10 protein-coding genes are annotated in these 16011 nt (G+C 53.3%); 1 reads left to right on the top strand and 9 read right to left on the bottom strand.

The window, feature by feature from the left end; all coding sequences use genetic code 11:
• Positions 1–153: 153 nt before the first annotated feature.
• The 6 genes from fusA to DG046_RS03350 all read right to left on the bottom strand — a co-directional run bounded on the left by fusA (position 154) and on the right by DG046_RS03350 (position 9052).
• A complete protein-coding gene (gene fusA, locus DG046_RS03375) occupies positions 154–2211 on the bottom strand; it encodes an elongation factor G (RefSeq protein WP_108831171.1) in 2058 nt (685 codons plus the stop codon).
• A gap of 179 nt (positions 2212–2390) precedes the next feature.
• Entirely contained in the window at positions 2391–3368 is a 978-nt protein-coding gene (locus DG046_RS03370) for a 1-aminocyclopropane-1-carboxylate deaminase/D-cysteine desulfhydrase (protein ID WP_108831170.1), read from the bottom strand.
• A gap of 8 nt (positions 3369–3376) precedes the next feature.
• Entirely contained in the window at positions 3377–3979 is a 603-nt protein-coding gene (locus tag DG046_RS03365; protein ID WP_108831169.1) for a histidine phosphatase family protein, read from the bottom strand.
• Positions 3980–3982: 3 nt separating this feature from the next.
• A complete protein-coding gene (ileS, locus tag DG046_RS03360) occupies positions 3983–7072 on the bottom strand; it encodes an isoleucine--tRNA ligase (protein WP_108831168.1) in 3090 nt (1029 codons plus the stop codon).
• A 223-nt stretch (positions 7073–7295) separates the two neighbouring features.
• On the bottom strand, positions 7296–7712 hold the full coding sequence (locus tag DG046_RS03355) for an RrF2 family transcriptional regulator (protein ID WP_108831167.1): 417 nt from the start codon (positions 7710–7712) through the stop codon (positions 7296–7298).
• 35 nt (positions 7713–7747) lie between these two features.
• Positions 7748–9052 carry an NAD(P)H-dependent oxidoreductase gene (locus tag DG046_RS03350; RefSeq protein WP_108831166.1) on the bottom strand — a complete coding sequence of 435 codons (1305 nt, stop codon included), beginning with the start codon at positions 9050–9052 and terminating at the stop codon, positions 7748–7750.
• Positions 9053–9196: 144 nt separating this feature from the next.
• Here DG046_RS03350 and DG046_RS03345 point away from each other — a divergent pair, with 144 nt between their 5' ends.
• Positions 9197–12070: an insulinase family protein gene (locus DG046_RS03345; protein ID WP_159082041.1), complete on the top strand. Its 2874-nt coding sequence runs from the start codon at positions 9197–9199 to the stop codon at positions 12068–12070.
• Between the two features lie 130 nt (positions 12071–12200).
• Here the strand turns inward: DG046_RS03345 and ftsH are convergent, their stop codons facing one another.
• Genes ftsH through tilS form a run of 3 tightly spaced genes read right to left on the bottom strand, consistent with a single transcriptional unit; the run spans position 12201 to position 15969 of the window.
• On the bottom strand, positions 12201–14108 hold the full coding sequence (gene ftsH, locus DG046_RS03340; RefSeq protein ID WP_108831164.1) for an ATP-dependent zinc metalloprotease FtsH: 1908 nt from the start codon (positions 14106–14108) through the stop codon (positions 12201–12203).
• A gap of 53 nt (positions 14109–14161) precedes the next feature.
• Entirely contained in the window at positions 14162–14725 is a 564-nt protein-coding gene (hpt, locus tag DG046_RS03335) for a hypoxanthine phosphoribosyltransferase (protein ID WP_199909573.1), read from the bottom strand.
• Positions 14686–15969 carry a tRNA lysidine(34) synthetase TilS gene (gene tilS / locus DG046_RS03330; RefSeq protein ID WP_108831163.1) on the bottom strand — a complete coding sequence of 428 codons (1284 nt, stop codon included), beginning with the start codon at positions 15967–15969 and terminating at the stop codon, positions 14686–14688. The genes hpt and tilS overlap by 40 nt, the downstream gene beginning before the upstream one ends.
• Positions 15970–16011: the final 42 nt, after the last annotated feature.

The following is a 16011-nucleotide window of genomic DNA, read 5'->3' as shown; positions in this document are numbered from 1 at the left end:
TTGTCTTCTTTATGTAGCATGGTGGCCTCCTTTTTTTCTATTTTACTATAATTGAGGCGGATGCTGTTTGATGACACAAAAAAGAGGGGGAATCGGATGATTCTCCCTCCTTTGTCATCACTCTGAGGCACCCTTTCGGATGCCTTTTTTGCTTTATTCTTTATTGGCGTTTTCGATGATTTCTTCCGCGAGTTGTGCGGGCACGTCTTCGTAGCGGACGAATTCCATGGTGAAGGAACCGCGGCCTTGGGTCATGGCCCGAAGGTCGATGGCGTATTCGTACATTTCCGCTTGCGGTGCTTCGGCCATAATCAATTGACCGCCGCCGGGTTGTTGGTCCATCCCGAGGATTCTTCCGCGGCGCTTGTTCATGTCGCCCATAACGTCGCCCATGTATTCGTCGGGCACGGCCACTTCAACGGCCATAATGGGCTCTAAGAGCACGGGTTTCGCTTCGGCAATCCCCTTCTTAAAGGCGATGGATGCCGCCATTTTAAAGCTGACTTCGTTGGAGTCCACGTCGTGGTAGCTGCCGTCGTAGAGAACAGCCTTGACGCCGGTGACGGGGAAGCCGGCGAGGACGCCTTTTTCCATGGATTCTTCCAAGCCCTTTTCGACGGCGGGGAAGTAGTTTCTCGGTACGCTGCCGCCGAAGACTTCTTCGTCGAAGACGAAATCTTCGTCGGAGGGTTCGAAGCGAATCCACACGTCGCCGTATTGGCCGGCGCCGCCGGATTGTTTCTTGTGTTTCCCTTGAACCGAAGCCGTGCCGCGAATGGTTTCTCTGTAAGGCACGATAAAGGGCACTTTCTTCACTTCGACGCCGAAGGTGTTCTTTAATTTGTCTAAGATAACGTCCAGGTGGACATTCCCTTGGCCGCCGATGGTCATTTGTTTCGTTTCGGCGTTGCGATTGATCACGATGCCCGGGTCTTCGTCTTGAAGTTTTCTGAGGGACGTGGTGAGCTTTTCTTCGTCGTTTTTCGATGCCGCTTCAATGGCATAGAAGTAGACCGGTTGCGGCATTTTTACGCGCTTGTAAACCACATTGTGGGCCTTGTCGCAAAGGGTGTCGCCGGTTTTTGTCACATTCAACTTCGAAATGGCGCCGATGTCCCCGGCGTGGATGACGTCCACGGGGATTTGTTCCTTGCCGCGAATGACGAAGGGACCGGTGTTCTTTTCGTCCGCATCTTGGGAGCTGTTGTAGAGGGTCGTGTCCTTGGTCATGGTGCCGCTCAACACTTTGTAGATGGAAATTTTACCGACATAGGGGTCGGTGATGGTTTTAAATACGACGGCAGAGAAGGCTTCGTCGTCGGAAATGGTGTGTTCTTCGCCGGATTCGTAGCGGAAGCCGGTGTGGGCCCGCTCGTCGTCGGGAGACGGCATGTAGTTGACGATGGTATTTAATAAAATGTCGATGCCGATGCCCTTTTCCGCACTGCCGACCAAGAGGGGTACGGCGTCGCCGTTTAAGAGGGCGGCAGTGACACCGCGGAGCAATTCGTCGCGGGTGAATTTTTCGCCGCTGAAGTATTTGTCCATAAGGACTTCGTCGCTTTCGGCGACGACTTCGGCGATTTCTTCGTACATACGCTCCGTGGCTTTCACTTGATCGTGATTTAATTCCACTTCTTCCGGAGCGGCGTTTTTGTATTCAAAGCCCTTTTGGAAAATAACGTCGGTAACGCCGACGAAATCTTCGCCTTCGCCGATGGGAACGGAGAAGGGAATAACTTTCTTACCGAAGAGGCTTTCGATTTGTTCCATTAAGGCGCGGAAATTAACGTTTTCTCCGTCGATCTTGTTCACGAAAATGATTCGCGGCAAGCCGATCTCTTCCGTGTATTTCCACATTCTTTCCGAGCCGACTTGTACGCCGGCGGTGGCGTCGATAATCATTAGCGCCGCTTCGGCCGCTCTCAAGGCGCCCATGGCTTCGCTAATGAAGTCCATGTAACCGGGCGTGTCGATTATATTTAATTTCATCTTTCGCCATTCGATAGGAATAATGCTCGTGCCGATGGATGTTCCCCGTTCTTTTTCTTCTTTAGAGAAGTCCGAAAGGGTATTTTTTTGATCCACGTGGCCGATTTGTTTCGTGGCACCGGATTGGTACAGGAGCGCTTCTGTTAAGTTGGTCTTGCCCGATCCGCTGTGCCCGACCAGGGCCAAGTTACGGACTTCCCTCGTGTTATATTCTTTCATTCAATTATTCCTCCTATCGTGCGATTTCCTTGCGGAAACGTTTTTATGGTTACAATTATATCATAGCCCGAAGAGATTTGCATTCATCCTCCCCTCTTCTTGTCAAATTTATCGCCGCCCGCCTTTCAGGCGATTGTTTTGTTCCACGAAAAAAACGAGCCGAAGCTCGTTTCTCCCGTTTATTCTTTTCGCAATAGGGCGCGGATTTGCTCGCCCGTCCATCCGAAGGCGCCGCCGGAGTGGATAAAGAGGATATTTTCTTTGTCCTCCCAGCGCCCGTTCAGGATCTCGGACACCGTGCCGTACATGGCTTTTCCCGTGTAGACGGGATCTAAAATAATGCCCGTTTGGGAGACGAAGTCCCAAATAAATTCCAGCTCTTCCTCTCGGCTCAAGGCGTAGCCCCGGCCCACGTAGTCGTCGATGACCGTGGCTTCGGCGGCGAGATTTGTGCCCTTTAATTCGTTCATCTCCGAGACGATGCGGGGAAGCAATTTCTCCTCGATAACAAAGGCCGGCGCGGCGACGGAGAAGCCGATAATTTCTTTTTTCGACTCCCGAAGGGCGTTTCCGTAGGCGAGACCCGCCAGCATCCCGGCGCTTCCCGCGACGCAGACCAGAACGTCGAAGGTGATGCCCATGTCTTTTTCCTGGGCGAGGATTTCATCGAAGCAGTCCACGTAGCCGAAGCTTCCCAGGCCATTGCTGCCGCCCACGGGAATGATGAGGGTGCTTTTTCCCTCCCCGTCCAGTTCCTCTTTCCACGCGTTCATGACCTCGTCGCGGCGGGCGTCGTATTCTTCTTGGCCAATAAAGCGCACGTCGGCGCCGGCCAGGCGATCCAAGAAGAGATTTCCTTCATCGGGGGCGTCTTCGGGGCCCACCAAAAGCAGATGGCATTGAAAGCCCAATCGGGCGCAGGCCATGGCCGTGGCCCGGGCGTGGTTGCTGCCCACGGCGCCGGTGGTAATGATGTCCGTAGCGCCTTCGTCCAGGGCCTGTTGAAGCAAGTATTCCAGTTTTCTGATTTTATTTCCCGTAACGGAGACGCCGGTCATGTCGTCTCGTTTTACAAATAGATTCACCGGCAGATCCGCATCCATCAGCTGCACCTGTTCGATGCGCGTCGGCGTATTGGCTAAAGATAATTTTTTCATTGAACACCTCAATAAGACAATCCATCTTCTCTATCGGCTCGACGAAGCACGTGCCAGGCGCCCTTTTCGTAGGCGCAGATACCGAGACCCATGCTTTCGGCAATGGGCCGGGACCAGAAATCCTTCACCGCCACGCCTTCTATGACGTGGTAGAGGGCCCGTATGCTCACGCCGTGGCCGACGATAAGCACATGCTCGTGGCCCGATCCCTCGAGCCGCCCGATGAAGGCGCGAAGCTTGTCGTAGAGATCGTGAAAATCCATAAAGCCTTCGCGGTGATAGGTTTCCGGCGCCTTTAAATAGGCTTGGGCCAGGGGATCGTTTAAGATCTCTTTAAAGAGCATCCCTTCCCAGGGGCCCAAGGGCAATTCCCGCAGTGCCTCTTCTTCTATTATGGGCACGGGGCGGAATTTTAGCAAGCCTTCGGCCGTTTTTCGCGCCCTGGGAAGATCCGAGGTGTAGCAGCAATCGAAGGGCACGGAGGCGAGGCGCACCGCCATGGCGGCCATGGCCTCTTCTCCCTCCCGGGTAATGGGCGAATCCATCTGCCCCTGAATCCGATCCGCTCTGTTCCACTCCGTTTCGGCGTGGCGCAGAATATAAAGCTTCATGCCTTAGATGCGTTCGAGAACGAAGGCGATGGCGCCGTCGTTTAAGTCGGTTTTCTTCGCATCCACGGATTTCAGTTCCATGGCATCCGCCAAGGTTTCTTCCATGATTTGTTCTTTCGCCTCTTCCAAAGCGGCCTTTACGTCGCCCTCGGCGTCGTAAGCGATGGCGATGTGGTCGGTGACTTCGTAGTCGTTGGCCTTTCTTTGTTTTTGAACCTTGGAGATAAATTCGCGGACGTAGCCTTCGGCGATTAATTCCTTGGTAAGTTCCGTATCCAGGATCACGAAGAGATTGTCTTCCATGCAGACGTCGAAGCCTTCCTTAGAGGAAATATCCACGAGAACGTCGTCCAAGCTGACTTCCGTGTCTTCGCCGTTTAGGTTCATGGTGACGCTGCCCTTTTTCAGCTCGTCGTAAAGGGCCTTGGCGTCGCTTGCGGCCAAGTTCTTTTGGAAGTCCTTGATCTTGGGACCGAACTTTCTGCCCACTTCTTGGAAGTTGGGCTTTAAGCTGTAAGTCATGTATTCGGTCAGGTCGTCGGAGAAGACGAGCTCTTTTACATTAAGCTCTTCTTTAATCAAATCGGTGAGATCGCCGATGATGGGTTTTAAGTCCCCGTCCACCAAGACTTCGCCCAGAGGTTGACGCACTTTGATCTTGGCGTTTTCGCGACCGGCGCGGCCCAGGGTGACCAATTGACGAACGATGGCCATTTTTTCTTCCAGTTTTTCGTCGATGGCCATCTCATCCACGGTGGGATAGTCCGTTAAGTGGACGCTTTCGCCGCCGTCGAGGGTTTGGTAAAATTCTTCGGCGATAAAGGGCGCGAAGGGGGCGATCATTTTTGCAATGCCGAGAAGGATGTCGTAGGTCGTCTTAAACACCGCATCCCGAGAGGGGCTGTCTTCTTCGTCCCAGAAGCGGCGTCTGTTTCTGCGGATGTACCAGTTGGACAGATCTTCCGCCACGAAATCCTGAATGTCGCGAACCACTTTCGTCACTTCGTGGATTTCCATGTTTTCGATGACGGATTTCAAGAGGCTGTTGTATTTTGAGAGCATCCAGCGGTCGATTTCGTCATAGGTGACGTCGGTGATTTCTCTCGGGTCCACGTCGTTGATGTTGGCGTACATGGTAAAGAAATTGTGGATGTTTCTCAGGGAGCGGAAGAATTTCCCGTTCACTTCCCGCAGGCCGTCTTCGTCGAATTTCGTCGGCGTCCACGGCGGGGAAACGTACATGAGGTACCAGCGCACGGCATCGGCGCCGTATTCTTCGAAGAGTTCTGTGGGCGATACGGTGTTGCCGCGGGATTTACTCATTTTCTTGCCGTCTTTATCCAGGATCAGGTCGTTGACCAGAACGCTCTTGTAGGGCGCCTTGCCGGTCATGTAGGTGGAGATGGCCAAGAGGGAGTAGAACCAGCCGCGGGTTTGGTCGATGCCTTCGCTGATGAAATCGGCGGGGAAGAGTTTGTCGAAGTCCTCTTTGTGTTCAAAGGGATAGTGCCATTGAGCGAAGGGCATGGCCCCGGAGTCGAACCAGCAGTCGATGACGTCGGTTTCTCTTTCCATGGCGCCGCCGCATTCGCATCGAAGATGCACATCATCTACATAGGGGCGGTGCAGCTCGATGGTTTCGTCGATGTCTTCGATGGATTCTTCCACCAATTGCTTGATGCTTCCGATGCTGCGGAGCTTGCCGCAATCCGGGCAGCGCCAGACCGGGAAGGGGGTGCCCCAGTATCTGGACCGGGAGATGGCCCAGTCGTTTAAGTTTTCAAGCCAGTTGCCGAAGCGCTTTTCGCCGACGAAATCCGGGTACCAATCGACGCCGTTGTTGTTTTTCACCAATTGATCTTTCATCTTAGTGACTTCGATGTACCAGGAGGGGTGGGCGTAGTAGATTAAGGGCGTCTTGCAGCGCCAGCAATGGGGATAGTTGTGGACGATGGTTTCCTTGCTGAAGACTTTGTCCTGCATTTTCAGGTAGTCGATGATTTCTTCGTTAACACTGTGAACGAATTGGCCCTTCCACTGGGTTTCGGTAAAGTTCCCGTCGTCGTCCACGGGTTTGACGAAGGCCAGGTCGTTTCTGCGGCCCGTTTGATAGTCGTCTTCCCCGAAAGCCGGCGCCGTGTGCACGATGCCCGTGCCGTCTTCCGTGGTGACGTAATCGGCGAGGACCACGACAAAGGCGTTTCCGTCCACGTGGATTTGGTCGATGAGCTGTTCGTAGCGGCGACCTTCCAAATCCTTGCCCTTGAGCACATCGACGACTTCGTATTCATCTTTCAGCACCTTGTCCAAAAGATTTTTCGCCAGGTAGTAGACATTGCCGTCGGCGTATTTTACTTTCGCGTAATCCACATCGGGATGCACGGCCAGTGCCACATTGGAGGGTACGGTCCAGGGCGTGGTGGTCCATGCCAGGAAGTAGGCATCTTCGTCCACGGCCTTGAATTTCATGGTAATGGTGGGCGTCTTGTCTTCCTGATAGCCTTGGGCCACTTCGTGGGAGGCGAGGCCCGTGCCGCAACGGGGGCAATAAGGCAGGATCTTGTGGCCTTCATAGATGAGGCCGTCGTTAAACATTTTATCTAAAATGTGCCAGACGCTTTCGATGTAGGTGTTGTTCAGGGTGATGTAGGGATCGTCCAGATCCACCAAATAGCCCATGCGGGCGGTCATCTTCCGCCACAGGCCTTCGTATTCGAAGACCGATTCCCGGCACTTCTTGTTGAACTTTTCGATGCCGTATTTTTCGATGTCTTGTTTATTGTGAAGGTCCAGCTTCTTTTCCACTTCGATTTCCACGGGCAGACCGTGGGTATCCCAGCCGGCTTTTCGGTTGACCCGATAGCCCTGCATGGTTTTATAGCGGCAAGTTAAGTCCTTTAAGGTTCTCGCCATGACGTGGTGAATGCCCGGTTTGCCGTTGGCCGTCGGAGGCCCTTCGTAAAAGATAAAATCGTCCTTACCTTCTCGGATTTCCACGGACCGTTTCAACAGATCCATGTCTTGCCAGAAGTCGACGATGCGTTTTTCACGCACGTCGGCGATGTCCTTGGACAGTGTTTTAAACTTTGCCATAATTCTCTCCTTTTTCAAAAAATCTATAAAAAAAGCCCCTCCGTCGGTTGACGAAGGGACGCTTTTATACGCGGTACCACCCTACTTATAGGATTCTATCACTCAAAGCCTTAACGCGGCGAACGACCCGTAGGGTTCTAAGGAAGGTGATGCGACTTTCACTGTAATGACACCTCTCAGCTCCTGTGCCTCTCTGTGAATAGGGAGTAAAAGTCTTCGGCTTCTATTGATCGATGAAATTTGTAATTGTCATGTCCTTGAGACGGCCCACGATGTCTTCTTGCAAGCCGTAAATGCTGTGGTGAAATTTGCATCCCTCGATCTCTTCGGAATTGAACCGATTGCAGTAAGGGTCGTTTGCGTGCATGCAACGGCTTAACTCGATGGGACCGTCGATGGCCAATATAATATCGTATAGCGAAATGGATTCAGCCGGACGGTTCAGGCTGTAACCGCCTTTTGCGCCGCGCCGTGACTTGGTCAGCCCGGCAATGTTCAACTTTCGCAAGATACGCAAAGTAAACCTGGAAGGTACGCCCATGGCCTCGGCAATGGTCGGTGCGCCAACCACTTGGCCTTCGTTTGCCGCCAAATGGGCGATAATACGAAAGGCGTAGTCAATTTCCTGTGTCAGCTTCACAATGTCACATCCTCCTTTTATGATCAGGTACGATATTATACCATGTTTATATTTTTCGGTAAAGCGTAAAAGCGACCGTGTTCGCGATTAAATAATTTTACTAAGGTGCTGCTTTTATCTAAAACTACATCGTCCAGGCGCAGAGGCGCGCCTTTTTTTACAGGTCGGGCCAATTTCGTTTCGCCGACGATGAGCCCGATGGGAAGCAGATTTTCTTCGTAGGCCCGCTCAGCCTCTACCAAAGTGCCGTAGCAGGTGGCGGATCCGATGCCTTCAATGGCTTCTCCCGCTTCCATGTCTTTCTTCGCCACGGCCACGGTGTGGGCCACATAACCTACCTCCGGTGCGATGGTGGCTTCATTATACATAACAGCTCTTGCTATTGTCAAAGGGGTTTCGATATTTGTCAGGTGATAGGGCCGATAAAAAATGTAATTGGGCCCGTCGCCCATGGATAAATAGGGCATTTCCCGACGAATCATCGGCTCGTCGCTTTCTACGGAGACGAAGACGCCGGGGGCGATGCCGTGGACGAAGTTGACCGTGCCGGGGCGGTTCATCTCCCCGCCTGAATCTTTCGTGCGAAGTTTTTTGCTCAAATCATTTATGGTAGCGTGCATGCCCACGCAGCCCCCTTCGTCTGGCAAGAGACCCGTGGCGTTCGCGACGGCATTGAGTTCGACCATGGTGTTGGTGGCGTCCACAAAGGAGGTCAGCATGCGGGGGCTGATGCCTTTTTTCTCCGCCTCTTCTTTTAAAGTAGCCGGCGTGGCTTCCACATTCATGGGATTGTTTTTTCCCTTGCCCGCGGCGACGACGCGAAAACCTAAAAATGTCGCGAAATTATACAGCTCCATGATGGCGCCGGGTTCGTCTCCCGCCGTGCCCGTGTAGCACAGGCCCTTTTCTTTCGCCTTTTTCAAGAAGTAGGGCCCGAGGAGCACGTCGCATTCCACATTAAAACTGATAATGTGCTTGCCGGCCTCCAGTCCGTTTTCGTTGATGCAGGCGCCGGCTTCCGTGTTCCCGGCGCAGTCGCAAATGGCATCCACCCCGTCCAGTCGCCAAGCCAGGGAATTGTCCGTGGTGAGGATCATCTTCCCTTCTTCCAGAAGAGCCTCCGCCTCTTTTATATCATCGGCAAACACGTAGGTGTCTTCGTTTAGGCCCACCTCTTTCGCCTTGGCCGCAAGGCCGTCTTCTCGTCTCGACGACCATAGGATGACGTCTATATTATGAATTATTTTTAATTGTGCAACCAATCCCGATCCCATTAAGCCGGCGCCGACGACGGCGACGCGAATAGGACCGCGTTTAGACAAATCTTCTTGTAGTTTCATATTTGTCCTCCCATCATTCTTTAGAATTATAGCATACATTTTCCGTGTACGTCGGACGTGGATGCAGACGGTCGGGAATCTTAACGCTTTTTTTGATTTTCACCGCCCGCTTCGGGTATGAATCATTGGAATAGGAGTGAATTTATGAACGAAAAATATACATTAATCGAAAAGCGAACCATCGACGAATTGCATGGCGAAGTTTCTCTTTTAAAGCACAATCAAACGGGAGCAGAAATCCTCCTCATCGACAATCATAACCACAACAAAACCTTCTCCATCGGCTTTAAAACGCCGCCGGAAGATTCCACCGGTGTCGCTCACATTGTGGAGCACTCCACCCTGTCGGGGTCGCGAAAATACAAGACGAAGGAGCCCTTTATGGACATGGTGGCATCCAGCGTGCAGACTTTTTTAAATGCCATGACCTATCCGGACAAGACCCTCTACCCCATCAGCTCGCGAAATGAAAAGGACTTTAATCAACTGATGGACGTGTATCTGGACGCGGTCTTTTATCCGGCCATGAAGGAAAATCCCAAGATCTTTTACCAGGAAGGCTGGCATCCGGAGATTCAGGAAGACCGCCTCGTGGCAAACGGCGTGGTCTTTAACGAGATGAAGGGCGTCTACTCCGATCCCAACAATCGCATCAGCGACATGATTCGGGAAAAACTCCACCCGACGGGCACCTATTCCCACGATTCCGGAGGCAATCCGAAAAACATTCCCGAGCTCACCTACGACGCCTTTTTGGACTTCCACTCGCGCTACTACCACCCCTCCAACAGCTACATTCTCCTGGCCGGGGATTTGGATTTCGACGAGCGCCTGGATTATTTAGACAGGGAATATTTAAGCCGCTTCGATTCCGAGGATCCCGACTCGGCCATTCAAGGCCACGCTTTCTACGACGAGGCGCAGGAATTTCAAGCCACCTACGATTTAAGCGAGGAGGAAGATCCCGCGGGGAAAAATTACTTCGCCTTCGCCCTCACCGCCAAGGTGGATCCCACGCCGGAGGATCTCTTGCTGCGCAATTTCTTCCAGGAACTGTTGATCGAATCGGAAAACGGCCTCTTGAAAAAGCCTCTGCAGGCGGCAGGCATCGGCGAAGACGTGTATTCTGAACTTTCCGTCACAAACACCTGGGACTTTGCCGTGGTGGCCTACCGCGCAGAGGAAAATCGCTACGAGGAATTTAAATCCATCGTCACGGATACCTTGGCCCGCCTCGCCGACGAGGGCATCGACGAGGATGTACTTGAAGCGACGCTGGAGAAATTTGAATTTACCGTGCGAAGAGGCGGCGGCAGCCACGCCGATTTAATCTCCTACATCGGCGCCTTAAACACTTGGCTCTACGGCCAAAGCCCCCTGGACGGCTTGGAACTCTTGCCTCTTTTGAAAAAGCTCCGTGAAAAAATCGGCACGGACTATTACCAACAAAAGATCCGGGAATTTTTCCTCGAGCCCACCCACCGCTTCTTCATGAACGTGGCGCCGGAGAAGGGCAAGCAAAAAAAGGAAGACGACGCCCTGGCCGCAAAACAAAAAGCGGATCTCGCCGCATTGTCCGATGAAGAGAAAAAAGACATCGAAAGCTTGGTCGAAGCGCTCAGAGCCTATCAAATGGCCCCGGATTCCGCCGAGGCCAAGGCCACGATTCCGAAGCTGGATTTAAAGGATTTGGCAGACGGAATTACGGAGATTCCCCGCACCGTCACCGAAACCTGCGGCGTGACCACGATGAAAAACCCCTTAAACACCAACGGCATCGTCTACACGAATCTGGCCTTCGACATGGGCCATTTGTCGGAAGAGGAATTGGCCTATGCCTCCCTCTTAGGGGAAGTCTTTACGAAAGTGGCCACGGAAAACTACGACGAGGCGGCCCTGGAAACGGAAATCTTCCTCTCAGGCGGCGGCTTCACCTTCGACACGCCGGTTGAAGAAACCGACGACGGCTACAAACCCTACTTCTTTATCTCCACCGGCGCCCTGCCGAGGCAACTGGAAAGGGGCTACGCCGTGTTGGATGAAATCCTCACGAAGAGCCACTTAACGGACGCCAACAGGCTCAAGACGATTGTAGAAGGACTCAAGGCGGACATCGCCAACACCCTCCTGCAATCGGGCCACCTCATCGTGTCCAATCGCGTGCGCACCCACTTCAGCGAGAGCGCCTATGTGGACGATTTGATGAACGGCCTTTCCTTCTTCGACTTCGTCTGCGACTTGGTGGATAAAAAAGATTACGACGGTGCCGGGAAAAAACTTGAAAGCGTGGCGAAAAAACTATTCGCGAAAGATCGCCTCACGGCCAATCTCATCGCCGAAGAAGACGATCTGCCCGCCGCTGAAAAAGCCATTGCGCCCTTCTTAGCGTCCTTTAAAAATCTCGGCGCCGAAGATTATGCCGTAGCCTTTCAGCCGGAAAAGGTGCGCGAAGCCTTTACCTTGAACTCTCAGGTCAACTACATCGCCAAGGGCGGCAATTTTAAGGCCCTGAATAAAGCGTACAGCGGCGATATGGCGGTCCTCGCCAATGTGATCAGCAATCTCTATTTGCACCGGGAAATTCGCGCCAAGGGCGGCGCCTACGGTGCCGGCATTCGCATCGCAAAAAGCGGCAATGTGGCCACCTACTCCTACCGCGATCCCCACGTTGCCCAAACCATCGCCGCCTACGACGGCATGGGAGATTTCCTCCGCGCCCTGGAGCTTTCCGATCGCGATTTAGCCGATATGATTATCGGGGTCATGAACACCTTCGATCCCCACATGGCGCCGGCCGCCTACGGCATCTTGGACTTTAAACGCTTCTTAAACGGCACGAGCAAGGAAGAGATCGAGGCCCTTCGAAATCAGGCTCTGGCCACCACGGTAGAGGACCTAAGAGGCTACGGCGACATGCTGGACGCCTTAATGGCGGAAGAGCAAATGGTTGCCATGGGATCCGAGGCCGCATTAAAAGAAACAAATGCCTTCGATCGCTACGAAAGTTTAAACCGATAGAAAAGGCTCGAAGCGAGTGATTCGAAATCGGACTTTATTGAGCAAGCACATCGCTTGCTCTTTTTTTGCATCGATTTCCTCCATGCCTTTTCCAATGAAAAAAGCACTCGGTTTCCCGAATGCTTTTCCTTTACTTCTCTTCGTTTAAGGCCTCCGAGGCTTCCTCGGAAAGATCGTCTTTTTCGATGCGCTCGCCGGTTCCCAAGGGATCATCGGTGAGGCTGCCGCCGTTGAAGAGGATTTCGAATTCCTTGCCGCTAATGGTTTCCCGATCCAGAAGGGCGTCGGAAACGCGCAGCAAGGTGTCCATATTTTCTTTCAACAAATTTTTCGCCTTGTTGTAGGCATCGCCCACAAAGCGGCGCATTTCTTCGTCGATTTCGGCGGCCACTTCCTCGGAATAATCCTTGGTGTGGCTCATGTCCCGGGCGACGAAAACCGAATCGGAATCGCTGCCGTAGGTCAAGGTGCCGATCTTTTCGCTCATGCCGTAGGTGGTGACCATTTCCCGGGCGAGTTTCGTGGCCCGCTCGATGTCGTTGGAGGCGCCGGTGGAAATGTCGCCGAGGACCAAATCCTCCGCCACTCGTCCCCCTAAGAGGCTCACCAATTCATTTTGCATTTCCGTTTTCGTCGTGAAATGCATAATGTCGTCGTCGGGCAGAAAGGCCGTAAAGCCGCCGGCGCGCCCGCGGGGAATAATGGTGATCATGTGCACCGAATCGTAGCCCGGGAGCATTCTTGAGACCACGGCGTGGCCCGCCTCGTGTACCGCCGTAAGCTTGCGCTCTTTTTCTTTAATGACGGCGCTGGATTTTTCCGGACCGGCCACCACTTTAATGCTGGCTTCGTTGACGATGGCCATGGGGATCTTCCTGAGATTTTCCCGAGCCGCCAAGAGTGCCGACTCGTTCATGAGATTTTCCAGATCCGCCGGGGTAAAGCCCGCAGTGCGCTTGGCCACCACGGTCATGTCCACGTCATCGGCCAGGGGCTTTTTCTTGCCGTGGAGCTCTAAAATTTCTTTTCGCGCCCGCACGTCGGGAAGGCCCACGTAAATCTGGCGGTCGAAGCGGCCGGGACGCAAGAGGGCCGGGTCCAAAATGTCGGCGCGGTTGGTTGCCGCCATGACGATGACCCCTTCGTTGGTGCCGAAGCCGTCCATTTCAACGAGGAGTTGATTCAGCGTCTGTTCACGCTCGTCGTGGCCGCCGCCGAGGCCCGCGCCTCGTCTGCGTCCCACGGCGTCGATTTCGTCGATAAAAATAATGCAGGGCGCGTTGTTTTTTGCCGTTTCAAAGAGATCCCGCACGCGGCTTGCGCCGACGCCTACATACATTTCAACGAAGTCGGAACCGCTCATAATATAAAAAGGCACTTTCGCCTCGCCGGCCACGGATTTGGAGAGATAGGTCTTCCCCGTTCCCGGCGGGCCCACGAGGAGCACGCCTTTGGGAATCCTGGCGCCCATGGAAACGAATTTATTGGGGCTCTTTAAGAAATCCACGATTTCCGAGAGCTCTTCTTTTTCTTCTTTCAGGCCCGCCACGTCTTTAAAGGTGATCTTTTTCGTCTCTTCGTCGTCCATGACCCGGGCCTTGCTCTTGCCGAAATTCATCATTCGGCCGCCGGCGCCTTGTTGGGAGCGCATAAAGCTGAAGAACAAATAGCCCATAAAGAGCATGACCAAAAATGTGGGCAGGAAACTGGCGATGGTGGGTCCTTGGGGATTAGCCGGCGTGGATGACAAAGCGATCTCGCCCTTTTCGACGGGCCCCTTCAGGTATTGTTCGTAAAAAGAATCGCCGATGACCGGAGGAATATTCGTCCGGACGACGTCTTTATTTTTCTTGGTAACCAGAGCTTCCGAACCTTTTAAGTCGATGGATTTTACCTGATTCTTTTGAACCATTTCCACGAGCTTCGTGTAACTGATCTCTTCCGTCGAACGTTGGGACGGATTCATAAAGTAGATGCCGAAAATCAGCATGCCGAGAAGCACGAGATAAAAGGCTACGCCGCTCCATTTTCTATTCAATCGTACAAACCTCCTTTTCTATCGTACCTTTCAGTATATCATAATTTTGCCTCTTATTTCTCGTATACTTCCGGCTTTAATACGCCGACATAGGGCAGATTTCTGTATTTTTCCGCGAAGTCGATGCCGTAGCCCACGACAAATTTATCCGCCACTTCGTAGCCTACATAATCCACATTCACCGCCCGCTCTCTGCGCGAAGGCTTGGTAAGTAAGGTGGCGATGGCGACTTTTTTCACGCCGCGGCTTTCCATGACTTTCGTCAAATAGCTCAGGGTGAGCCCCGTGTCCACAATGTCTTCCACGATTAAGACGGATTTGCCTTCCACTGTGGTGGACAGATCTTTTAAAATGCGCACCTCGCCGCTGGAGGTGGTGGATGTGCCGTAGCTGGAGACGTCCATAAAGTCGATTTCCATGGGAAGGTCGATGGCCTGAATCAAATCCGCCATAAAGGCGAAGGCGCCTTTTAAAATGCCGATGACGATTAAACTTTCGCCGCGAAAATCTTCCGTGACGGCCTTGCCGATGCGCTCAACCGCCGCCATAATCTCTTCCTTCGACACCAATACTTCTGCTACATCTCGTTCAATGGAATCCACGCGAGTTTCTGCCATGATTTTTCCTCCTGCCTTTCAGCTTTTCTGAGTCCCACGACCCATACCACTTCCCCCGCCTCCGTGACGATGGGCCAGCGGTCGCGCCGTCTGCGATCGATCTTTGCATCGATAAATACATCTTTTACTTTCTTGCGGCCCACCTTGAGGCGTATGACATCTCCGGGCCGCCTCGTGCGAATCACGACGGCGGAAGGATCCTTGACGTAAATAAAATCGTCTCCCTCGCCCAGGTAAAAGCGATGGCCCATAAAATCGGCCTTCCCTTCTACTAACACGGCCTCGTCCTTGGTTTTGCTTTCTTCCTCGGGAATAAAAAAAGTGATGCCGCCGTAGGTTTTTTCCACGCGCAGCCCGGGAAGGTCCAACCCCTTGCCTGTCTGTGCTTTTTCCAGTTCGTCGATGGCGGCGATGTGGTCGTAGCCCATGTTTTTTACATGGCCCTTTACGTTTTCGACGGCCAGGCGAAAGGCCCGGCGGCGCAGAGCGTCCGGTGCGCGAAACACGTCGCTCGCGAGGGTGACGATCCCCTTCTCTTCCGTCGCAAGGGCCTTATAGATTTTTTCCGCCTCCCGCGCCAAATAGCTTTCGTCTTCTTCCGCCATGGTCCGAAACGACGCCATGGCGCGACGAAAGGCCGGGTTAATGGCCTCCGCCTCGGGGGCGATTGAAAGGCGCACCCGGTTTCTCGAATAGGTGGGCTCGAGATTGGTCTCGTCCACCACATAGGGAATGTTTTTTTCGGCGAGGGCCGATAAGATTTCTTCCTTCGTCATGGCGAGGAGGGGGCGAAAGAGATCCCCTTCCAGCACCTTCATGCCTTCCATGCCCTTTAGGCCCGTACCCCGAATCAATCTGAGAAGCATGGTCTCCACCTGATCGTCCAGGTGGTGGGCCAGGGCGATGCGCCCGCCCGGTGCCTTGTTGCGGCGAAAGAAGTCGTAGCGCAATTCGCGCCCGGCCTCTTCCGTGCCCAATTTGTTTTCTCGGGCGTAGGCAAGCACATCGGCCCGCTCCACGATGAGGGGCACGTCCCAGCGGTTGCAAATATCCATTGCAAAGGCCATGTCCCTGTCCGCCGTCTCCCTGAGTCCGTGATGCAAATGGGCCGCCTTTAAGTCGAAGGGGCAATGCTTTTTATACTCCTTCAGGAGATAGAGCAGATACACGGAATCCGGCCCGCCGGAGAAGGCCGCGAGGACGCTTGTGTTTTCATGGATGATGCCACCAAATAGATCTTCCACAAAGGCCTCCGTTCAAAAAAAGAGCGTCGCTCGGCGACGCAT

Source organism: Aedoeadaptatus coli, from assembly GCF_900343085.1.
GTDB classification, from domain to species: domain Bacteria; phylum Bacillota; class Clostridia; order Tissierellales; family Peptoniphilaceae; genus Aedoeadaptatus; species Aedoeadaptatus coli.
This window is presented reverse-complemented; position numbering and strand designations above follow the sequence as displayed.